Source organism: Actinoallomurus vinaceus (assembly GCF_039542055.1).
Classification (GTDB): domain Bacteria; phylum Actinomycetota; class Actinomycetes; order Streptosporangiales; family Streptosporangiaceae; genus Actinoallomurus; species Actinoallomurus vinaceus.
In genome coordinates this window covers 715,793-736,473 of sequence record NZ_BAABHK010000002.1, presented here as the reverse complement: position 1 = coordinate 736,473, position 20,681 = coordinate 715,793, and the positions used below count along the sequence as shown (strand labels likewise).

Genomic DNA, 20,681 nt, shown 5'->3' with positions numbered 1-20,681 from the left:
GGCGCACCCATCGTGAAGGAGTGGCTCCATTGAAGGCCGTGGTGATGGCAGGCGGCGAAGGTACCCGCCTACGTCCGATGACCGCCAACCAGCCAAAGCCGCTTCTGCCGGTGGTCAACAAACCGATCATGGAACACGTGCTGCGCCTGCTCAAACGGCACGGCTTCACCGAGACCGTCGTCACCGTCCAGTTCCTCGCCGCGCTCGTCCGCAACTACTTCGGCGACGGCGAGGAGATCGGCATGGCGCTGAGCTACGCGACCGAGGAGATGCCCCTCGGCACCGCCGGCAGCGTCAAGAACGCCCAGGACGCACTGCGCGACGACCGTTTCCTCGTCATCTCCGGCGACGCGCTCACCGACATCGACCTGACCGAGATGGTGCGCTTCCACCGGGAGAACGGCGCGCTCGTCACCATCGGCCTCAAGCGTGTGCCCAACCCGCTGGAGTTCGGCATCATCATCGTGGACGACGACGGCCGCATCCAGCGGTTCCTGGAGAAGCCGACGTGGGGGCAGGTGTTCTCCGACACCGTCAACACCGGCATCTACGTCATGGAGCCCGAGGTCCTCGACCACGTCGCGGCGGGCGAGTCCGTTGACTGGTCCGGCGACGTCTTCCCCAAGCTGCTCGCCGAGGGCGCTCCGCTGTACGGCTACGTCGCCGACGGCTACTGGGAGGACGTCGGCACCCACGAGAGCTACCTCAAGTCCCAGGCCGACATGCTGTCCGGCAAGATCCAGGTCGAACTGGACGGGTTCGAGATGTCACCGGGCGTCTGGGTCGGCGAGGGCGCGGAGGTCGACCCCGAGGCGATCCTCAAGGGCCCGCTGTACATCGGCGACTACGCCAAGGTCGAGGCCGGCGCGGAGCTGCGGGAGTTCACCGTCCTCGGCAGCAACGTCGTCGTCAAGGAGGGCGCCTTCCTGCACCGCGCCATCGTCCACGACAACGTCTTCGTCGGACCGCGCACCAACCTGCGCGGCTGCGTCGTGGGCAAGAACACCGACATCATGGCCGCCGCCCGCGTCGAGGAGGGCGCGATCATCGGCGACGAGTGCGTGATCGAGGCCGAGGCGTACATCTCCAGCGAGGTCAAGGTCTACCCGTTCAAGACGATCGAGGCGGGCGCGGTCGTCAACACGAGCGTCATCTGGGAGTCCCGCGGCCAGCGCACCCTGTTCGGGCCCCGAGGCGTGTCCGGGCTGGTCAACGTCGAGATCACGCCCGAGCTCGCGGTGCGGCTGGCCAGCGCGTACGCCACGACCCTCAAGAAGGGGACGGGCGTCACCGCGTCCCGCGACGCCTCCCGGGCCGCCCGTACGCTCAAGCGCGCCGTGCAGAGCGCGCTGACCTCCAGCGCGATCAACGTCCAGGACCTCGAGGCCTGCCCGGTCCCCGTGGCCCGCTACGAGACCGCCCGGGAGGACTGCTCGGGCGGCATCGTGATCCGTACGACGCCGGGCGACCCCCAGGGCGTCGACATCCTCTTCCTCGACGAGAACGGCGCGGACCTCTCCCAGTCCGCCCAGCGCAAACTGGAACGCGTCTTCAGCCGGCAGGAGTACCGGCGGGCGTTCCCCGGCGAGATCGCCGAGCTGACCTACCCGCCCCGCGTCTTCGAGACCTACGCCCGGGACCTCTTCCGCTGCATCGACACGCGCGGCGTCCGCGAGGCCGAGCTGAAGATCGTCATCGACTGCGCCGGCGGCACCGCCTCCCTCGTCCTGCCGCAGCTGCTCGGCCGCGTCGGAGTCGAGGTCCTCACCGTCAACAACCGCCTCGACGAGGTCTCGCCCACCGAGACCCTCGCCGAGCGCATGCGCGACCTGCAGCGCCTGGGCGACCTCGTGTCCTCCTCACGGGCGGCGTTCGGCGTCCGCTTCGACACCGTCGGCGAGCGCGTCAGCCTCGTCAACGAGAACGGCGAGCTGATCAGCGACGACCGCGGGCTGCTCGTGGTCCTCGACCTCGTCGCGGCCGAGCGGCGCGGCGGCCGGGTCGCCCTGCCGGTCACGACGACGCGGGTCGCCGAGCAGGTGTGCCGCTTCCACGGCGTGCAGGTCGAGTGGACCTCCACCTCCCAGGACGTGCTGACCAAGGCCACCACCGCCGACGACATCATCTTCGCCGGCGACGGCCGAGGCGGCTTCGTGATCCCCGAGTTCAGCCCCACGGTCGACGGCATCGCGGCGTTCATGCGACTCCTCGGCCTGGTGGCGCGCACGCGCCTGACCCTCTCCCAGATCGACCAGCGGATCCCCGAGGCGCACCTGCTCAAGCGGTCGGTGCCCACCCCCTGGGCGGCCAAGGGCAGCGTCATGCGGCACGTCGTCGAGGCGGCCGGCGACCGCACCATCGACACCACCGACGGCGTCCGCGTCGTCGAGGACGACGCCGGCTGGGTGCTCGTGCTACCCGACCCGGCCGAGGCGGTCACCCACCTGTGGGCCGAGGGCACCGACCGCGACTCCGCCCAGGCGCTCCTGGAGAGCTGGGCCGGCGTCGTGGAGGCCGCCGGCTCATGATCGACCAGAACACCGGCGGGACCCCGAGCGGGCCCCGTCCAGAAACCGACGGCCGTACGGGCGTCCCCGGCGGGATGCGTGCCGACGCGGCGGATCCCGGCGCCCGCGCGGACGTCAACGGCCGGACCGGCCTTCCCAGCGGAGCGAGTGTCGACGGCGCGGTTGCGGATGTCGACGGCGGGTCCGGCCTTCCCAGCGGAGCGAGTGTCGACGGCGCGGTTGCGGATGTCGGCGGCGGGTCCGGCCTTCCCGGCGGGGTGCGTGCCGACGAGGCGGATTCCGGCGCCCGCGCGGACGTCGACGGACGGACCGGCCTCCCCGGCGGAGCGAGTGCCGACGGCGCGCGTGTGGACGCTGATGGCGGGGCCGGCGTTCCTGGCGGAGCGAGTGTTGACGGTGCGGGTGCGGATGTCGACGGCGGGGCCGGCGTTCCCGGCGGGGTGCGTGTCGACGAGGCGGGTCCCGGCGCGCCTGCGGACGCCGACGCTCCGACCGGATCCGACGACCCGGCGGAGGCCGTACCCGTTCAGGCGGACCCCGGGGAGCGCGCCGGAGCCCCGCCGTCCCGGCCACGGCGCCCGTGGTGGCGGCGATGGGCGCGGCGGCTGGGGCTGACCGCGCTGGTCCTCGCCGTCGGCGTGACGCTCTTCTCGGTCGTCTTCAACGCCGCCACCGCCGGCCGCGCCCGGGTCCCGGCCGGGCTGACCTACGTACGGACGGGCGATCTGATGACCCGGTATCGCGTCTGGGGCACCGGAGGGTCGCCGGTCGTCCTCGTGCACGGGGCCGCCGAGTCCGCCGACACCTGGGAGCCGGTCGCCGACCTCCTCGCCCGCGACCACCGCGTGTACGCCCTCGACCTCAACGGGTCCGGATACACGTCCCGGCGCGGCCCGTACAACCTCGATCATCAGACACGGCAGCTGCTGGCCTTCCTCGACGCGCTGAACCTGCGGCGGCCCGTGCTGGTCGGCCACTCGTCCGGCGCGGCGGCGATCGCGGAGGCCGCGCTGCGCGCACCGGACCGCACCGGCGGGCTGATGTTCCTCGACGGCGACGCCCTCAGCACCGGCGCCGGGCCGCCGACCGCCGCCCGCTACGTGGTCGTCCCGCCCTATCGGACCACCATCCTGCGCCTGGTCGTGCGCTCCGACTGGCTGATCCGCACGATCTACTCCGCGCAGTGTGGTCCGGGCTGCCCCCGGCTGGACGCGGCAGGGGTGGACCGGTGGCGCAGGCCCTTCCAGGTGACCGGCGCCGAGTCCGGGATCTGGGGCATGCTGCGGTACGGCGTTCCCGGCCTGACCGAGGACCGGCTCACGCTGCTCCGGTCGGTCGGCGTGCCCAAGGCGGTGGTGTACGGAGCCCAGGACGCCGTGTTCGCCAAGGACTCCGCGGCTCAGACCGCGCGCCGGATCGGCGCCCCCGATCCGACGCTGATCCCCGGCGCCCGACACCTGACGCTGATCTCTGCGCCCTCACAGGTCGCCCGGGCCGTCGAGGTCCTCGCCGCCCGCCGAGTCCCCTGACGGCACCGCCTGAGCGCATGGCCCCGGCGGCCTGATCGGGGGTGCCGGCCCGCCGGGGTCGTGCGTACGGAAGAGAACGCGGGCTCGGCGGTGTGATCGGGGTGCCGGTCTGTCGGCGGTCCTGCGTATGGGAGACATGCCGGCTCGGCAGCGTGATCAGGGTGCCGGCCGTCCGCGGTCGTGTGTGCGGTGGAGCCGTCGGCTCGGCCGTGCGATCGGGGTGCTGGCCCGCCCGTGGTCGTGCGTACGCACGCCGGCTCGGCGGTGTGATCGGGATGTCGGCCCGTCAGCGGTCGTGCGTACGGGAAGGCACGACGCCTCGGCGGCGTGATCGAGGTGCCGGCCCGTCGGCGGTCAGGTGTGCGGTGGAGTCGCGGGCTCGGCGGCGATCTGTCAGCGGCCGCGGACGCGGCGGAGCCGGCCGGAGATCAGCGCGGGCCCGGCGTGCACGGTGACGCCGGCGAAGTCCCCGGACGCCTCCGCCACCCAGTACGTGCGTTCGATGATCACGGCGGGCACGCGGCTGATGACCGGCGTGCGGCCCGACCCGGTGAACTCCGCCGTCACCGCCGACACCCCGGCGGGCAGTTGACCCCAGGCCAGTGCCCATCCGGGGCCTCCCCGGGGATTGCGCCAGGCGCCGCGGAGGATCGACACCGACACCGGCGTGGCGACGCAGACGTCCGTCAGCCGGCGCCCCTCGTACACCTCCAGAGCGGCGCGATCGGCGGCGGCCCGGCCGACCCGGACCGTCCAGCCACTGATCGGCAGCCGCATGAGCGGGACCACGTCCGCGTGTTCCCCCGTCATTCCCCCATGTCCCCTGCTGCGCATGGAACCAAGTCCACCGTGCGTTTCTGGGAAGGCCGTGCACGCTTCCTAAGAGTTGTCTGTGAAAGCCCCGTCGATCGGATAGGGCGTTCGTGCCGGTCCCGACCGCTCGTCCTTCTCACTGGCTTCGCGGGCGGCCTCCGCCGTGCCGGAGGCGCGCCGAAGGACACTGTTCGGCCGCCCCCTCCGCTCGCTCGCCCTTCCACTCGCTTCGCTCGTTGCGGGCGGGGCTCGCGCCGCTGTTGCGCGCTCGCCCTTGTCACTCTTTTCGTGGGCGGTCTCGTCCCCCGGCCGCCCGCTCCGCTCGCGGCGGCGGGCTCGCTCGGGTCCGGCCGGTGCTGCGGGCTTGGGAGAATATCCGGATGAGTGAACGGGGAGAGGGGGCGCGCTGGAACCGGCCCGACGCCTCGATGTCGCTGCTCGCCGACCTGCTCGCCGGAAAGGGGCTCGATCCCGGCTACGAGGAGGCCGCCGCCCGGCGGGCCGCCGGCGGCGACCGGAGCAGCCGCACGGGCCGGTCGGCGCGGCTGCTCGCCGGCACCCTCGTCCTCGGTCTGCTCGGGGCCGTCGCCGTCGTCGAGGTACATCGTGGGGAACCCGTCGCGCAGCGGCAGCGCAGGGCGCTGCTCACCCAGATCCGGCAGCGGACCGAGGAGGGCGAGGCGCTGCAGCGGCAGGCCGACCGGATGCGGGGCCAGACCGACCGCCTTCGCCGGACCGTCCTGGCCCGCAGCGCCGCCGGGCGTACCGCGCGCCAGGAGATGGACCGGCTGGCCGCGGACGCGGCGGACGCCCCGGCTCGCGGAGCGGGGCTGACGGTCGTCCTGGACGACTCGCACCCCCGGGGGGACCCGCAGGACGGGCGCGTGACCGACCAGGACATGCAGCGGCTCGTCAACGCACTCTGGGCCGCCGGGGCGACCGCCATCGCGGTCAACGGGCAGCGGATGACCGCCACCACCGCGATCCGCTTCGCCGGCGATGCCATCCTGGTCGACTACCGGCCGCTGTCCCGGCCCTACACCGTGACCGCCCTCGGCGATCCGCGCCGGATGGACGGGACGTTCGCCGGTTCACCGGCCGCCCGATCGTTCCGTACTCTCAAAGCCGCGTTCGGCATCCGCTTCGACATCCGCCAGGAGGACAGCGTGCGACTTCCCGCCGCACCGGCCCCCAGTCTCCGCTACGCGGGGGAGGTGCCGCCGAAGTGATCGCTCTGGTCGGCCTCCTGGCCGGGATCGCCCTTGGCCTGTTCTTCCATCCCGACGTGCCGTTGTGGCTGCAGCCGTACCTGCCGATCGCGATCGTGGCCGCGCTCGACGCCATGTTCGGGGGCCTGCGCGCCCGCCTCGACGGGATCTTCGACGAGAAGGTCTTCGTCGTCTCCTTCCTCAGCAACACGATCATCGCCGTGCTCATCGTCTTCTTCGGCGATCAGCTGGGCGTGGGGTCGCAGCTGTCCACCGGCGTCGTGGTCGTCCTCGGCATCCGGATCTTCTCCAACGTCGCCGCCATCCGCCGCAAGCTCTTCCAGGCATGACCGAGCCGGAGGAGAGCCCGGTGCACGGGCCGGAGACGGACGCGGGCCCCGCGCGGCGGCCTCGCCGGTTCGACCGGGGACGGCTGCTCATCGGGGTGCTGTGCGCGGTCCTGGGGTTCGCCGTGACGGCCGAGGTGCGCTCCAACGACCGGACCACGAAGTTCGCGACCGCCCGGCAGGACGAGCTCGTCGGGATCCTGGGGGACCTGTCCCAGCGTTCGGAGCGGCTGCGGGGCGACATCCGGGATCTGGAGAACACCAAGTCCGGGCTCGAGCGCGACACGCAGGGCCAGACGGCGGTCGAGGACGCCCGGCGGCGCGCCGCGACGTACGGCATGCTGGCCGGCACCCTGCCCGCGGCCGGTCCCGGTATCCAGTTCACCATCGACGACCCGCGCGGTCGCCTGCGGGCCGAGGACCTCCTCGACGCGCTGGAGGAACTGCGCGACGCCGGGGCCGAGGTGATCCAGGTCGACGACGTGCGCGTCGGCGTCAGTACCTATTTCGCCGACGCGGCCTCCGGCGGCGTCGTCGCCGACGGGCGGATCCTGACGCGGCCGTACCGGTTCCTCGTCATCGGCGACCCGCACACGCTCGTCACCGCGCTCGGCATCCCGGGCGGGGTTCTGCAGACGCTTCGGAACTCCGGCGCGCGGGGGTCCGTTGCCCAGGAGCAGAGGATCGTCATCCGTGCGATACGGTCGCCGTAGACCGCGGTCGGGGCCGCGCGCCGGGGCTTCCCCGCGCGGCGGCGTGGACCGACGATCACTGTCGAAGGTAGCTTGAGGGGACAGGACTCTTGTCATGGTTGACCCCTCGGTCAATGCCGCGTAGGTTGCGGCAACCGTCGTGATGGCGGACGAGGGAACGAAAGCGCCATTGCCGACGGTGCTTGAAGGGGGGATCGTGTGCTGGGGCTGACCGGAGGTACGGTGCCGATGGTGCCGTCAGTGCTCGACTTCCGTGCCGTACGGTGCCAGAGGCACACCCGAGGCCATAGGTAGGAGGCCGAGCCGATCAATGCCGAGCGTCTACTGCACGCAGTGTGGTCACGCCAACCCGGAGGATGCCCGATTCTGCTCGCAGTGCGGAACTCCACTCACCCGTAGCGCGGCGCCGCCGCCACCGATGCCGGGCGAGCCGGGAGACTCGACGTCGACGATCTCGCTCGGCGCGATTCCCGACGTGGAGCCGGGCGGCGATGAGCTGTCCGCCGACCAGATGGCGGTCGAGGCGCTCCCGCCGGACACCGCCCTGCTCGTCGTGAAGCGGGGACCGAACGCCGGGAGCAGGTTCCTGCTCGACAGCGACCGGACCACCGCGGGGCGTCACCCGGAGAGCGACATCTTCCTCGACGACGTCACCGTGTCCCGCCGCCACGCCGAGTTCTACCGCCGCGGGTCGCAGTTCTCCGTGCGCGACGTGGGCAGCCTGAACGGCACCTACGTCAACCGCGAGCGGATCGACGAGGCGGGCCTGTCCGGCGGGGACGAGGTCCAGATCGGCAAGTTCCGGCTGGTGTTCCTCACCAACCCGCAGTACGTCGCCGACGGAAGGGGCGATGGCCGGCCGGCGGGAGGGCCGTGACGAAGCCGGAGGCGCGGTGTGGCCGATTCTGAAGGGGCGCGCGGGGGCCGCGCGCCCGAGGATGCGGTGAGCGGCGAGCGCGACGGGCGCCACGGGGGCCCGCGGGTGCCGCGAGACGGCGCGCGGCTGCGCGCGCCGTCGGACCGGGGGTAGGAATGAGCACGTCCGCGGCCCGTGCGTACATGACGATCGGGGAGGTGCTCGGACTTTTGTCCGCCGAGTTCCCCGACATCACCGTCTCGAAGATCCGGTTCCTCGAGGCGGAGGGGCTGATCGAGCCCGAGCGCAGTCCGTCGGGCTACCGCAAGTTCGTCCCGGCCGACGCCGAGCGGCTGCGGTTCATCCTGGCCGCTCAGCGCGACCACTACCTGCCGCTGCGCGTCATCAAGGAGCACCTGGACGCGGTAGACCGCGGCCTGGACCCGCCTCCGCTCGGCGGCCGCCGCCGGGCGCCGCGGGGCCTCGTCGCGACCGACAGCGTCGCCGATGAGAACGCCGAGGTGCGCCTGACCCGCCGGCAGCTCGCCGACGCGGCGGGGATCGACGGCGACGCCCTCGCCGAGCTCGAGGAGTTCGGGCTGATCCGCCGGGCGGGGAGCCACTACGACCGGGACGCGCTCACGATCGCCCGCGCGGCGGCGGCACTGCGGTCGTTCGGGTTCGAGGCGCGTCACCTGCGGGCGGTGAAGGCCGCCGCGGAGCGCGAGATCGGCCTGATCGAGGCGGCCGTGGCGCCCACCATGCGCCAGCGCAGCCCGGGCGCACGCGACCGGGCCGCCGAGACCGCCCGGGAGATCGCGGCGCTGTCGCTGAAGTTGCACGCCGCCCTGGTCTCGATGGGGTTGCGGGAAGGCCTCGATCCGTAGAGATCGCGACTTCGACCTGTCCTCCGCTCCCCGGCTCGGCGTGACTGGGGTGTACGTTGGCTACAAGGGTTTCGGGTAGCCGTCTTCAGCAGGGAGCCGCTGTGAAGCAGATGGAGGTCGTCGGCGTACGGGTCGAGATGCCCTCCAACCAGCCGATCGTCCTGCTGAAGGAGACGGACGGCGACCGATACCTGCCGATCTGGATCGGCGCGGTGGAGGCGACCGCGATCGCCTTCGCCCAGCAGGGCGTGCTGCCGGCGCGTCCGCTCACCCATGATCTCTTCCGCGACGTCCTCGAGGCCTTCGACGTCCAGTTGCGCACGGTGAACATCACGGCGCTGCGGGAGGGCATCTTCTTCGCCGATCTGGTGTTCTCGAACGGCGCCGAGGTGAGCGCCCGACCCTCCGATTCGATCGCCCTGGCCCTGCGGACCGGCGCGTCGATCTTCGCCAGTGAGGACGTCCTCGACGAGGCGGGTGTGGCGATTCCCGACGAGCAGGAGGACGAGGTCGAGAAGTTCCGGGAGTTTCTCGACACGATCTCTCCGGAGGACTTCGGCCGCGCCACCTGAGCGGCGGCCACAGGCCCAACACCACCACCCGTCCCAGGCGCCTACCGGCCACGACTCGTCCCGGGCGACCGGCGGAGCCAGGGCTCCACGCCCCGTCCTGGGCATCTGAGTGGTGCCCTCAAGCCCGAGGCCGACGGCCGTCCCGGGGTGCCTCCCGGCGCGTACCGAGCATGCGCCGCCACGACTCCTCTCGGTAGCAGGATCGTAATCCCCGGGGAAAAGTTCCTCCTCGCTTCCCGGGAACTTCTGTGCCCGGAAGAGCGTCACAACGTGGGTAGGTGCCGCCGTTAACGCCGATTGCGGGGTTTAGTAGAAGTCGTAACAGTTTGTGTTGGCTGCGACGCGCCGACCGCGAACGTTGACCCTGCAGGGGCCGCGACCTACCGTGCTGCTTGAACACCTGCGGCGTAATTCCGTCAAACCCCCTTGGTGGATCGCTGCGGGATGATAGAGCCGGAGGTCCGCGTGGCGGCAAGCAGCGGCGAGGGCAAGGCGGCCCGCGATAGGCACGATGCGTCTCAACGCGCCGGGGAGCAGGGGCTCCTGTTCGGCGGGAGCGTGTCACCCCTGCCCGACGACGTCGGGTTTCGCGGTCCAACGGCATGCGCCGCGGCGGGCATCAGCTACCGCCAGCTCGACTACTGGGCGCGCACGGAGCTCGTGGTGCCCAGCGTGCGCTCCGCCCAGGGCTCGGGCTCCCAGCGCCTCTACAGCTTCCGCGACATCCTGGTGCTGAAGGTCGTGAAGCGCTTGCTCGACACCGGCGTCTCCTTGCAGCAGATCCGTACGGCGGTGGAGCACCTGCGCGACCGCGGGGTCCACGACCTGGCGCAGATCACCTTGATGAGCGACGGCGTGAGCGTCTATGAATGCACGTCTCCCGACGAGGTCGTCGACCTCGTGCAGGGGGGCCAGGGGGTGTTCGGGATAGCGTTGGGCCGGGTGTGGCAGGAGGTCGAGGGCAGCCTCGCCGAGATGCCCGCCGAGCGCGCGCACGCGGGCGGCGACAGCCCGCACGACGAGCTGGCCCGCCGCCGAAGAGTCCGCAAGACCGGTTGAGGACGGCCTGAAGATTGAGCGTCACGCAGCAGAAGGACGACAAGGAGTTCAAGCGGTCGCCAAGTCACTTCACCGACCGCATCACCGCCGACGGATCCTCACCCTGGCCGGTCGAGCCCGGGAGGTACCGCCTGGTGGTGAGCCGTGCCTGCCCCTGGGCGAGCCGCGCCGTGATCGTACGGCGGCTGCTGGGCCTGGAAGAGGTGATCTCGATGGCGATCACCGACCCGATCCAGGACGAGCGCAGCTGGCGGTTCACCCTCGACCCGGACGACCGTGACCCGGTCCTCGGCATCCGCTTCCTGTCCGAGGCGTACCAGAAGGCCGAGCCGGGCTATGACGGCGGGGTGAGCGTCCCGGCGATCGTCGACGTGCCCAGCGGACGGCTGGTGACCAACGACTACCACCAGATCACGCTCGACCTGTCCACCGAGTGGACCGCACAGCAGCGGCCCGGTGCGCCGGACCTGTACCCGGAGCGGCTCCGGGACGAGATCGACGCCGTCAACGAGGACGTCTTCCGCGACGTGAACAACGGCGTGTACATGACCGGGTTCACCCGGGACCAGGAGGCGTACGAACAGAGGTTCCGCCGCCTGTTCGACCGGCTCGACGCGCTGTCCGAACGCCTCGAACACCGGCGCTACCTCGTCGGCGACTCGATCACCGAGGCCGACATCCGGCTGTTCGTCACGCTCGTACGGTTTGACGCCGTCTACCACGGCCACTTTAAGTGCAACCGCAGCAAGCTGACCGAGATGCCGGTGCTGTGGGCGTACGCCCGTGACCTGTTCCAGACGCCGGGCTTCGGGGACACGGTCGACTTCGACCACATCAAGCGGCACTACTACTACGTCCACCACGAGATCAACCCGACTCGGATCGTGCCGCTCGGCCCGGATCTGCGCGGCTGGACGACCCCGCACGGCCGCGAGTCGCTCGGCGGCCGGCCGTTCGGCGACGGGACTCCGCCCGGCCCCGTGCCTACGACCGAACGGGTTCCCGACCTGGCGTGACGACGGGCAGTTCACGGCGCGTCCGGACCGGCGAGAGGAAGACCGGGAGGAACGCCACGGACAGCACGACGCCGCCCACCCACAGCGTGGTGCGGACCGTGGTCAGCTCGCCGAGCGCACCCGAGACGGCGGACCCGACCGCGAGCGCGCCGGTGAGCATGAAGCGGAACGTCGCGTTCATGCGGCCGAGCAGGGAATCGGGCGTCAACCGCTGACGCAGGCTGACGCCGAGCACGTTGTCCGCGCCCGTCTTGGCCATGACGAGCAGCCACCCGGCCCCGGCCACCCAGAGCCACAGGCCATGGTCGACGAGCGGGACCAGCAGCCCGGCAGGGGCCAGGCACGGTCCGACGACGCCCAGGGCACGGCCGTGCCCCAGGCGGGCGGCGATCGGCCGTGCGCAGCGGGATCCCAGAAGGAGACCGGCGCCGCCCGCCGCCCAGAACAGCCCCAGCGCCGCCGGCGACAGGCCGAGCCGGCCGACGAACAGCACCGGCAGCATCGTGTTGACGATCTGAGAGCCGAGGTTCGTCAATGTCGCCGTGAGGGCCAGGGCCCGCAGTTCGCCGTTGCGGAGCACGTGCCGCAGTCCTTCGGCGATCTGGGCCCGCAGCATGCGCGGCGTTTCAGGGGAGACCGCGGACGGCGGCGTCGGGGCGATGGCGACCAGGCGAAGCGCCGAGCCCAGGTAGCTCGCCGCCGTGAACGCCACGGCGACGGGCGCCGTGAGCAGTTGGACGAGCACGCCCCCCGCGCCGCGTCCGGCCACGTTCCCGGCGGCGATCAGGCTGACGACGGCGGCGTTCGCCTGGACGAGGCTCTCGCGTCCGACCAGCCGCGGCAGGACGCTCTGCGATCCCACGTCGAAGAAGACGGTGGCACAGCCGTTCAGCAGGGCGACCACGTACAGCTGCCCGAGGGTGAGGCCGCCGAGCCAGCCGGCCGGCGGGACGGAGGCGAACAGCGCCGCGCGTACGAGGTCGGCGCCGATCAGCACCCGCCGATGACGCATCCGGTCCACCCACGCGCCGGCGGGCAGTCCGATGAGCAGGAAGGCGACGGTGCTCAGGGTGGCCAGAGCGCCGACCTGGCCGGGTCCCGCCTTGAGCGCGGAGACCGCGATGAGCGGGAGGGCGACGTAGCCGGTGTTGGTGCCGAGCTGGCTGAGGCCGGTGGCCGTGAACAGGGTGCGGAAGTCGCGGATCCGCCAAGGGGAGTCGGGTCGCATCGTCTACTCGTCCGGAGGTGGTCGGGTTCGCCGTCGTCCGCGGTGAGTTGGGCCGGCGGCACCGCCGGCCGCCGCGTTGTCACGAGGTCGGTGAGGTGAGAGTCGCCCGGCTCTCCGGGACCGGCGACGGTGCCGGGCGGTGCCGCCGGGTCAGCGCGACGCCGGCGAGCACGACCGCCATTCCGGCGATGACGCGAAGGCCGAGCCGCTCGCCGAGCACGATCGTTCCGAGCGCCACCGACACGACCGGCAGCAGATACCCGACGGTGGCGGCGGCGGTCGCGCCTTCGTCGGCGATGATCCGGTAGTTGAGGTGGAAGGTCAGCCCGGTGCTGAAGATCCCGAGAATGACGACCGCGATCAGCGCGGTCGCGTTGGGGTGCACGGACATCGGCGCGCCGATGGGCAGGGCGAGCGCGCTCAGCCCGGTGGCGGTCATGAGCTGGGCCGCGGACAGCGCCAGGGGCGCGGTGCCGGTGCCCGTCAGCCTGCGTCCCATGTACGCGAAGGCGACGGCGTAGCTCGCCGCGGCCCCGAGGAGGGCGAGGGCGGGCAGGCTGAGGAGCCCGGTCGCGTGCCAGGGCGCGAAGATCAGCAGTGTGCCCGCGAAACCGAGCAGGAGGCCGGCCAGGCGGATCGGACGGAGCCCGCGCTCGGTGCCGATGACGACCCCGATCAGCAGCGACCACAGGGGAGTGGTCGCGTTCAGCACGCCGGCGAGCCCCGAGTCGATCCTCTTCTCCCCGAGACCGAACAGGAAGAACGGCAGGGCGTTGCAGAAGAACGCCGCGACGACGAGGCGACCCCACGTCGTACGGTTCCGGGGGAGACGCTGGTGAGCGGAGCGGGCCAGTGCGAACAGCACCGCCGATCCGAGCGCGGAGCGGGCGAAGGTGATCTGAAGAGGGGTCAGCCCATTGCTCAGCGCCAGCTTGATCCATAGGAAGCCCGACCCCCAGAGCAGCGCGAGAACGCCCATGCGCGCCAAAGATCCGTGTCTGCGGTCGATCACCTGCGGCCTCCCCGGTCCCGATGGTTGCCGTACCACCGTGCCGGAGCCGATCCGGAAGGACAAGTGAAGAGTTCTGCATGTACCTTTAAGCTGTTGTACATGCTTGACGTTCGGCGCATGCAGATCCTCCGTGCGGTCGTCACCAGCGGTTCGGTGACCGCCGCGGCGGCGAATCTCGGATACACCCCGTCCGCCGTCAGCCAGCAGGTGGCGGCGCTGGAGAAACAGGCCGGCATCCCCCTGCTGGAGCGCGTCGGCAGGGGTGTACGGCCGACGGCAGCGGGCCGGTTGCTCACCGAGCACGCGGCCGTCATCGGCAGGCAGGTGGCCGAGGCGGAGACGGCGCTGGCCGACCTCCGGGCGGGGCGGACGGGGCATCTGGCGATCCGCTACTTCGCCACGGCGGGTGCGACGCTGGTGGCACCGGCGCTGGCCCGGTTCCGCCGGGAGCTCCCCGGTGTGCGGGTCGACCTGAAGATGACGGACCCCGAGGACCCGCTGCCGGCGGTGACCCGGGGCGAGGCGGACGTGGCGATCGTGGTCCGGGCGCACGACCTGCCGCACGACGGCGTTCACCTGGTCCACCTGCTGGACGACCCCTTCCACGCGGTCCTCCCGCAAGGACACCGGCTCGCCGGCAAACCGGTCCTGGACCTCGCCGACCTGGCCGACGAGCCGTGGATCGCGAGCGAACGGCCCGGGCCGTGCCTGGACCCCGTGCTCGACGGCTGTGCGGCAGCCGGCTTCAGCCCGAACTTCGTGGTGGAGAGCGAGGACTACGCCACCGCCCAGGGGTTCGTCGCCGCCGGCCTCGGAGTCAGCCTGATCCCCGCACTGGGCCTGGCCGGTCGCCACCCCGCCGTGATCGTACGCGAGGTGCGCCGCCCGCAACCCGTCCGGGCGATCCACGCGGCGGTGCGTGAGACGGCGCTCGGCCTGCCCGCGCTCGACGGCCTGCTCGCCGCACTGAGGGACGCGACGACGTCCCCGGCACCGGACATGGCGGGGTGAGCGCCGGGGACGGTCAGATCGCCTCTCTGCGCTGCAGATAGGACAGCGATGCCCAGCCGGGCAGGACCGGCAGCCAGAACGTGTGCAGGCGGAACAGCAGCACCGCCGAGGTCGCCGTTCCGGCCGGCAGCCCGGCGAGGGTGAGCCCCAGCGAGAGCGCGCCCTCCACGGCGCCGAGCCCGCCCGGCGTCGGCGCGGCCGAGCCGAGGGCGTTGCCGGTGAGGAAGACCACCGCGACGGTCGTCAGGCTCAGCGAACCGCCGAACGCGCGGATCGACGCGTCCAGGCACAGCACGAACGCCACCGTGAGCAGGACGGTGCCGCCCATGCCGGTCGCGAGCTTCTTGGGCGACTGCAGCACGTCGAGCAGGCGGGGGAGCACTCCGGAGAACATCGAACGCATCCGTGCGGCGACGAGCCTGCGCAGGGGCCCGATCGACAGCACGAGGATCGCCAGCACGGCCGCCGCGAGCAGCGAGACGATGATGATCCGGGACGGCGGGAGCGACGGGCTGTTGTCACTGCCCGTGATGTACGCGAACAGCGCCAGCATCGTGATGTGGAAGGCCATCCCCGTCAGCTGCGAGGCCCCGACGCTCGCGGCCGCCTGGCCGGCCGGCACGCCCGCCCGCTGGAGATAGCGCGTGTTCACGGCGATGCCGCCGACCGCGGCGGGAGCCACGAGCTTCACGAAGGACGCGACGAGCTGCACCAGGACCGTACGGCCCAGCGGCAGCCGTTCGGGCACGAATCCGATCAGCATGAGGGCCGCCGCCAGATAGCTGACCGCCGAGGCCAGCGCGCCGACGGCGAACCAGCGCAGGTCGGCGTGGGCCACGAGGTCCGGCAGGTTGACGTTGCTCAGCTGCGACAGGAGGAGGTACGCGCCGACGGTTCCGGCGATCACGCTGAGGAGCGTGCGCGGCCGGAACCGGTCGAGGTGCAACGGCTGGGCGGCCGTCACGAGCTCCGGCCGCAGGACGCGGATCTGTTCGCGGATCCGGCTCAGCAGTTTCCGGTCCCGGCGCAGCGCGTTCCTCGTCGACCGGGCGAGCGCGACGTTCTGCAGCAGTGGCACGGCGGCGCCCAGGGCGTCGGCGCCGAGTACGTCGGCGGCGGTGCGCACGGCCCGCTCGGCGCCGACGCGCAGGGCCAGCTCGGTCAGCAGCTGCGCCAGGTCGATGCGGAGGACCAGGTCACCGGCGGCGGTCTCCCCGGCCCGCAGGTCGACGAGGTACGGGCGTCCGGCCTCGTCGACGAGGACGCTCTCACCGGCCAGCCGCCGATGGGCGAGGCGCCGGTCCTGCAGGAGCTTCAGCTGGGCCCAGATCGCGGTGAGCAGTTCGTCGGTCAGCTCCTCGTCGGGAAGGTCGGCGAGGAGCCGGCCGGGGACGTGCTCGTAGGCGAGCAGCGCGGCCTCACTGCCCACCTCCGACGTCGCCAGCAGCCGCGGGGTCGAGGCGCCCGCCGCCGTGGTGGCGTAGGCCATCAGCGACTCCTGCTCCAGCGAGCGCCGCAGCGACCGGATCGTGCGCGGCGGAGTCCCGCCCCGCAGCCGCGCCCGCCGCCACAGGCGGTAGAGCAGTCCCGCCGTCTGCTGGTCGCGGTCGAGCACGGTGACGTCGAGGGCCCGCCCGTCGGCGAGCGTCGCGGTGTAGCGACGCGTGTCCTCGGGGCCGTCGTCGGCGCGCGCGGCGCGGACCGGCGCGAGGCCGACCCGCCGGAGCGCGGCCACCACGGCGTCGCCGGGCGGCCGGATGTTGGGCGACCCCACCGCGTACAGCGTGGCGTAGCCGACGGCGCGCCCGATGAGGTACGTGGTCAGCACCGCGAGCGGCGTGATGGCGCCGGTCGCCAGCGAGGCGACGGCGTCCAGGCCGATCACGGTCCACGTCACGAGCTGCCAGCGGGTGCGGCCGCCCAGCCCCACGGCGGTGACGTAGGCGATCACGGGCGTGATGTCGATGTGCGCCGGACCGGGGAACCACCCGCCGTGCCGCCTCCACGTCAGGTACCACGCCAGGTCGCGCATGCCCGCCGCGGTGATCCACGAGTCGAGGGTGAGGGAGACGCCCAGGGCGACCACGGCGGCGAGGACGCCGATCGCCACCCGCAGGCCGTTGCGCCGGATGACGCGGTCCACGCCGAAGGCGACCGGCACGGCGAGGACGCCGATCCCCGAGGCGAGGTTGGCGAGGGTGAGGAGCAGGTGCGGCGCGCGCTCGGTGCCGCTGGCGATGTCGGAGGCCAGGCCGCTGGTCGTGTGCCGGGCGACGTGGGCCAGCAGCAGGATGAGCGCGATGACGCTCACCGACAGCAGGAAGCGGATGGCGTCCGACGGCCGCCGGATCCGCCGGGGCAGCGACGGCTCGTCGACTCGGACCCCAGCGGCCTGCCCGTCGGCCAGGATGCCTGAGGTCCGCTGGTCGGCCGGGTCCCCTGCGGCTTGCTGCTCGGCCGGGACATCCGAGGTCCGCCCCGTGGCCCGGTCTCCGGCGGTTTGCTGGTCTGCCGGGATGCCTGAGGTCTGCTTTTCGGCTGGGTCCCCTGTGGCTTGCTGTCCGTCCGGGGGACCCGAGGTCTGTCGGTCCGCCGGGTGTGCTGCGGCCTGCTGGGCGGCCGGGACACCCGGAGTCCGCCCCGCGGCCTGGTCTCCGGCGGTCTGCTGGTCTGCTGGTCTGTCTTCGGTTTGCTGGTCTGCGGGGTCCCCTACGGCTTGCTGTTCTACCCGGATCCCAGCGGCCTGCCCGTCCGCCGGGTTCCCCGCGGCTTGCTGGTCGGTCGGGGTACCCGAGGTCCGCAGGTCCGCCGGGTCGCCTGCGGCCTGCTGCTCCGCCCGGGCGCCCGAGGTCGGCCCTTCGGCCGGGACGCCTGCGGCCCGTTCCTCGGCCTGGTCTCCGGGGGCCTGCTGCTCGTCCGAGGGGCCTGCGGGCGTCCGGGCGCCCGGGCTCTCCGCGGCCGCCTCGGCGCCCGGCGCCTCCGCCGTGGGCCGGGCCGCCGGGATCTCCGCCGCAGGGCGGTCTCGAGACGGCTCCGCGGCCTCCGCGGGGGCCGTCTCGGTGGCGGGCGGTGGCGGAGGGTTTCCCTGAACGGCGGGGTCGGGGCCGGGGCGCCGGCCGGGGGATTCGTTCACGGACACGGAGTGAATCCTCCCAGCCCATCGCCGGGAACGTGCGGGAGGTATCCGTTGTGTCGCCCGATCGACGCCTCGGCGGGGGCGCGAATCAGATCCCGAGCCGGGCCGCGATGCCGTCCAGGACGCATTCCAGGCCGAATTCGAACTGCCACTGCGAGTCGTCCTCATTGGAGCCCTCGATGACGTAGCGGGTGAGCGTCGGATAGCGGCCGGTGCCGATCAGCCACCGGACGTACGGCAGGTGGGCGATCCTCGCCTCCTCCTCCGATGCCCAGCCTCTCTTCCGCATGGCCTCCCGCTGGAGCACCTCGTCGGCCGTCGCCCCGCGTACGAAGGCGTTGACGGTGCCGAACACGGCCATCATCGTGTCGACGTCGAGACCGAGCCCGTCGAGTGAGCGGAGCATGTCTTCGACGCGCTCGACCAGATTCGGCGTGAGCACGTGGGGCGTGCGCGAGAGCGCCGCGGTCAGCCAGTGGTGCCGCAGGCCGACGGCGCGGAGCTCGCCGGCGAAGCCTCGTGCGAGCTCCCGCCAGCCGGTGTCCCGAGGGATCTCGATCTCGGCCGCCACCGCGTCGATCATCAGCTCGAGCACGTCGTCCTTGCTCGCGACGTACCGGTACAACGCCATGGTCGCGACGCCCAGGCGCTCGGCCAGCCGCCGCATCGAGACCGCGTCGAGCCCCTGCTCGTCGGCGATCTCCACCCCAGCGCGCGCGATCTGGTCGTGGGTCAGCGCGGGCCGGGGACCGCGGGCGGGGCGTTCGAGGCGCTCCCAGATGGTCACGCGCGCTTCCGGTGCCGTGCCGCCGTCGCCGTCCTCCGCCGTCATCAGGCCCCTTCCCGCAGGTCAATGTGCGTACATCGTATCAGCGCTTGTACGGCGTACGCAGAAGCGCGTACGCTGTACACGACTCGTGTACGACGTACGCTGTTTCAGGACGGGGTGACGATGAGCGATTCAGAGATCGCTGTCTGGGCCGAAGGGCTGCGCAAGCGGTTCGGCCGGACCGAGGCCCTGCGAGGGCTCGACCTGGAGGTGGCACGCGGCACCGTCTGCGGGCTCCTCGGGCCGAACGGCGCAGGCAAGAGCACCGCGGTGCGCGTGCTGACCACCCTCGCCCTCCCCGACGCGGGGCAGGCCAGGGTGGCCGGATACGACGTCGTCCGCGACGCCGACGAGGTGCGTTTCCGCATCGGCCTGGCCGGCCAGCACGCCTCGATGGACGACAAACTCAGCGGCCGCGACAACCTGCGGATGTTCGGCCGTCTCTATCACCTGCCCGAGCGTGTCGCCCGTGCCAGGGCGGACGAGCTCCTCGAGAGGTTCGGCCTGGCGCACGCCGCCGACCGGATCGTGCGGACCTACTCCGGCGGCATGCGGCGCCGCATCGACCTGATCGCCAGCCTGATCATCGCCCCACCGGTGCTGTTCCTCGACGAGCCGACCACCGGCCTGGACCCGCGCAGCCGCGGCGAGATCTGGGACACCGTCCGCGAACTCGTCGCGAGCGGGACGACGGTCGTGCTCACGACGCAGTACCTCGACGAGGCCGACCAGCTCGCCGACCGGATCGCGGTGATCGACCTCGGACGGGTGATCGCCTCCGGCACCCCCGACGAGCTGAAGGCCACGATCGGCACCCGGGTCGACGTCGTCGTCCGGGACGCGGCGACGCTCGAGACGGCCGCGGCGGTGCTGAGGCGGACCGCCGGCGCCGAGCCCGAGGTCGACCACGCCAACCGGAGGGTCGGGGTCCCCGTCAAGGGCTCGGTGTCCTTCACCGACATGGTGCTCGAACTGGACCGGGCCGGCGTCGCGGCCGAGGACGTCGCCATGCGCCGCCCGACGCTCGACGAGGTGTTCCTCCGTCTCACCGGCGCTCCCGAGGCCGAGGAGGTGGCGGCGTGAGCGGGGGAGACGGCGTGAGCGTCCTGCGGCTGCCGACGCGGCCCGCGTCGGTCACCGGACGGCTCCGGTGGGCGTTCGCCGACGGACGGACGATCGTGCGGCGGAATCTCGGCCACCTGAAGTCGCAGCCGGGAGAGCTGGTCGGCCAGCTGGTGTTCCCGGCGGTCATGGTGGTGATGTTCGGCTACGTGTTCGGCAGCGCCATCCCCGTCCCGGGCGGGGGGAACTACCGCGAGTACCTCATGCCCGGCCTGTTCGGGATGACCGCGTTCACGGGCGTGCTGGCCACCGCGACGGTGGTCTCCCAGGACGCCGGCCGCGGTGTCATGGACCGGTTCCGGTCCATGCCGATGGCACGGTCGGCGGTGCCGTTCGGGCAGACGGGCGCGGACATCATCACCGGCACCCTCGGCATGGTCGTCATGGTCGCCTGCGGTTTCGCCGTCGGCTGGCGCCCGCACGAGGGGCCGGTCCGGACCCTGACCGCCTTCGCCCTCCTGGTCCTGCTGCGTTACGCGATCAGCTGGGCCGGTGTGCTGCTCGGCCTGCTGATCAAGGAGGAGACGCTGGACCAGCTCATCCCGCTGATCTTCCCGATCACCATGGTGTCCAACTCGTTCGTGCCGACCACGGGCATGCCGGCGTGGCTGCGCGCCATCGCCGACTGGAACCCGGTCAGCGCGATCGTCGCGGCGTGCCGGGATCTGTTCGGCAGCCCCGGCGTGGTTGGGAACGCCCACCTCGTGTGGCCGCTTCGCCACCCGGTGGCCGCGACCCTGCTGTGGTCGGCCGTTCTGCTGGTCGTCTTCGTCCCGTCGGCGGTGCACCGGTACCGGACGGTGAACCGCTGACGC

Annotated in this window: 18 protein-coding genes; 13 read left to right on the top strand and 5 right to left on the bottom strand. The window is 72.3% G+C overall.

All coding sequences use genetic code 11. The features are described from left to right. Window positions 1-29 precede the first annotated feature (29 nt). Both ABEA24_RS09190 and ABEA24_RS09185 read left to right on the top strand, forming a co-directional pair. Window positions 30-2,528, top strand: a complete 2,499-nt coding sequence (locus ABEA24_RS09190) for a sugar phosphate nucleotidyltransferase (RefSeq protein WP_345430253.1) — start codon at window positions 30-32, stop codon at window positions 2,526-2,528. Further along, entirely contained in the window at window positions 2,525-4,057 is a 1,533-nt protein-coding gene (locus ABEA24_RS09185) for an alpha/beta fold hydrolase (RefSeq protein ID WP_345430252.1), read from the top strand. Before ABEA24_RS09190 ends, ABEA24_RS09185 begins: the two co-directional genes overlap by 4 nt. A 393-nt stretch (window positions 4,058-4,450) precedes the next feature. Here ABEA24_RS09185 and ABEA24_RS09180 read toward each other — a convergent pair whose 3' ends face one another. After that, the gene (locus ABEA24_RS09180) at window positions 4,451-4,867 is read right to left on the bottom strand and encodes a hypothetical protein (RefSeq protein WP_345430251.1); all 417 of its coding nucleotides are present in this window, start codon (window positions 4,865-4,867) and stop codon (window positions 4,451-4,453) included. A gap of 383 nt (window positions 4,868-5,250) precedes the next feature. Here ABEA24_RS09180 and ABEA24_RS09175 point away from each other — a divergent pair, with 383 nt between their 5' ends. From ABEA24_RS09175 to ABEA24_RS09140, 8 genes are all read left to right on the top strand, one after another. Further along, complete coding sequence (locus ABEA24_RS09175) at window positions 5,251-6,099, top strand: DUF881 domain-containing protein (RefSeq protein ID WP_345430250.1); 849 nt, start codon at window positions 5,251-5,253, stop codon at window positions 6,097-6,099. After that, window positions 6,096-6,428, top strand: coding sequence for a small basic family protein (locus ABEA24_RS09170; RefSeq protein WP_345430249.1), 333 nt, complete (start codon window positions 6,096-6,098; stop codon window positions 6,426-6,428). Before ABEA24_RS09175 ends, ABEA24_RS09170 begins: the two co-directional genes overlap by 4 nt. Then, on the top strand, window positions 6,425-7,138 hold the full coding sequence (locus tag ABEA24_RS09165; protein WP_345430248.1) for a DUF881 domain-containing protein: 714 nt from the start codon (window positions 6,425-6,427) through the stop codon (window positions 7,136-7,138). Before ABEA24_RS09170 ends, ABEA24_RS09165 begins: the two co-directional genes overlap by 4 nt. A 310-nt stretch (window positions 7,139-7,448) precedes the next feature. Beyond that, window positions 7,449-8,015, top strand: coding sequence for a double zinc ribbon and FHA domain-containing protein (locus tag ABEA24_RS09160; RefSeq protein WP_345430247.1), 567 nt, complete (start codon window positions 7,449-7,451; stop codon window positions 8,013-8,015). Between the two features lie 155 nt (window positions 8,016-8,170). Continuing rightward, on the top strand, window positions 8,171-8,881 hold the full coding sequence (gene ftsR / locus ABEA24_RS09155; protein ID WP_345430246.1) for a transcriptional regulator FtsR: 711 nt from the start codon (window positions 8,171-8,173) through the stop codon (window positions 8,879-8,881). Between the two features lie 101 nt (window positions 8,882-8,982). After that, entirely contained in the window at window positions 8,983-9,453 is a 471-nt protein-coding gene (locus ABEA24_RS09150) for a bifunctional nuclease family protein (protein WP_252781406.1), read from the top strand. 465 nt (window positions 9,454-9,918) lie between these two features. Further along, window positions 9,919-10,512, top strand: coding sequence for a MerR family transcriptional regulator (locus ABEA24_RS09145; RefSeq protein ID WP_425551156.1), 594 nt, complete (start codon window positions 9,919-9,921; stop codon window positions 10,510-10,512). A gap of 14 nt (window positions 10,513-10,526) precedes the next feature. Further along, window positions 10,527-11,528 carry a glutathione S-transferase family protein gene (locus ABEA24_RS09140; protein WP_345430245.1) on the top strand — a complete coding sequence of 334 codons (1,002 nt, stop codon included), beginning with the start codon at window positions 10,527-10,529 and terminating at the stop codon, window positions 11,526-11,528. Here ABEA24_RS09140 and ABEA24_RS09135 read toward each other — a convergent pair. Continuing rightward, on the bottom strand, window positions 11,497-12,756 hold the full coding sequence (locus ABEA24_RS09135; RefSeq protein ID WP_345430244.1) for an MFS transporter: 1,260 nt from the start codon (window positions 12,754-12,756) through the stop codon (window positions 11,497-11,499). The two genes, ABEA24_RS09140 and ABEA24_RS09135, sit on opposite strands and share 32 nt — an antisense overlap. Before the next feature lie 79 nt (window positions 12,757-12,835). Continuing rightward, window positions 12,836-13,768, bottom strand: a complete 933-nt coding sequence (locus tag ABEA24_RS09130) for a DMT family transporter (protein ID WP_345430243.1) — start codon at window positions 13,766-13,768, stop codon at window positions 12,836-12,838. 99 nt (window positions 13,769-13,867) lie between these two features. Here ABEA24_RS09130 and ABEA24_RS09125 point away from each other — a divergent pair, with 99 nt between their 5' ends. Next, window positions 13,868-14,779: a LysR family transcriptional regulator gene (locus ABEA24_RS09125; RefSeq protein WP_345430242.1), complete on the top strand. Its 912-nt coding sequence runs from the start codon at window positions 13,868-13,870 to the stop codon at window positions 14,777-14,779. 13 nt (window positions 14,780-14,792) lie between these two features. Here ABEA24_RS09125 and ABEA24_RS09120 read toward each other — a convergent pair whose 3' ends face one another. Together ABEA24_RS09120 and ABEA24_RS09115 are read right to left on the bottom strand one after the other, a co-directional pair. Next, window positions 14,793-17,918: a lysylphosphatidylglycerol synthase domain-containing protein gene (locus ABEA24_RS09120; RefSeq protein WP_345430241.1), complete on the bottom strand. Its 3,126-nt coding sequence runs from the start codon at window positions 17,916-17,918 to the stop codon at window positions 14,793-14,795. A gap of 85 nt (window positions 17,919-18,003) precedes the next feature. Beyond that, window positions 18,004-18,747, bottom strand: coding sequence for a TetR/AcrR family transcriptional regulator (locus tag ABEA24_RS09115; RefSeq protein ID WP_345430240.1), 744 nt, complete (start codon window positions 18,745-18,747; stop codon window positions 18,004-18,006). Window positions 18,748-18,867: 120 nt separating this feature from the next. Between ABEA24_RS09115 and ABEA24_RS09110 the strand changes: the two genes are divergently transcribed. Continuing rightward, window positions 18,868-19,827, top strand: a complete 960-nt coding sequence (locus ABEA24_RS09110) for an ATP-binding cassette domain-containing protein (RefSeq protein ID WP_345430239.1) — start codon at window positions 18,868-18,870, stop codon at window positions 19,825-19,827. After that, window positions 19,824-20,678 carry an ABC transporter permease gene (locus ABEA24_RS09105; protein ID WP_345430238.1) on the top strand — a complete coding sequence of 285 codons (855 nt, stop codon included), beginning with the start codon at window positions 19,824-19,826 and terminating at the stop codon, window positions 20,676-20,678. The genes ABEA24_RS09110 and ABEA24_RS09105 overlap by 4 nt, the downstream gene beginning before the upstream one ends. The last annotated feature ends 3 nt before the right edge of the window (window positions 20,679-20,681 follow it).

What these genes read in the sequence shown, in the direction of transcription:
- ABEA24_RS09185 (WP_345430252.1), top strand. Translation starts at nt 2,525, where the DNA reads ATGATCGACCAGAACACCGGCGGGACCCCGAGCGGGCCCCGTCCAGAA.
- ABEA24_RS09180 (WP_345430251.1), bottom strand. Translation starts at nt 4,867, where the DNA reads ATGACGGGGGAACACGCGGACGTGGTCCCGCTCATGCGGCTGCCGATC.
- ABEA24_RS09175 (WP_345430250.1), top strand. Translation starts at nt 5,251, where the DNA reads ATGAGTGAACGGGGAGAGGGGGCGCGCTGGAACCGGCCCGACGCCTCG.
- ABEA24_RS09165 (WP_345430248.1), top strand. Translation starts at nt 6,425, where the DNA reads ATGACCGAGCCGGAGGAGAGCCCGGTGCACGGGCCGGAGACGGACGCG.
- ABEA24_RS09160 (WP_345430247.1), top strand. Translation starts at nt 7,449, where the DNA reads ATGCCGAGCGTCTACTGCACGCAGTGTGGTCACGCCAACCCGGAGGAT.
- ftsR (WP_345430246.1), top strand. Translation starts at nt 8,171, where the DNA reads ATGAGCACGTCCGCGGCCCGTGCGTACATGACGATCGGGGAGGTGCTC.
- ABEA24_RS09135 (WP_345430244.1), bottom strand. Translation starts at nt 12,756, where the DNA reads ATGCGACCCGACTCCCCTTGGCGGATCCGCGACTTCCGCACCCTGTTC.
- ABEA24_RS09125 (WP_345430242.1), top strand. Translation starts at nt 13,868, where the DNA reads ATGCTTGACGTTCGGCGCATGCAGATCCTCCGTGCGGTCGTCACCAGC.
- ABEA24_RS09115 (WP_345430240.1), bottom strand. Translation starts at nt 18,747, where the DNA reads ATGACGGCGGAGGACGGCGACGGCGGCACGGCACCGGAAGCGCGCGTG.
- ABEA24_RS09110 (WP_345430239.1), top strand. Translation starts at nt 18,868, where the DNA reads ATGAGCGATTCAGAGATCGCTGTCTGGGCCGAAGGGCTGCGCAAGCGG.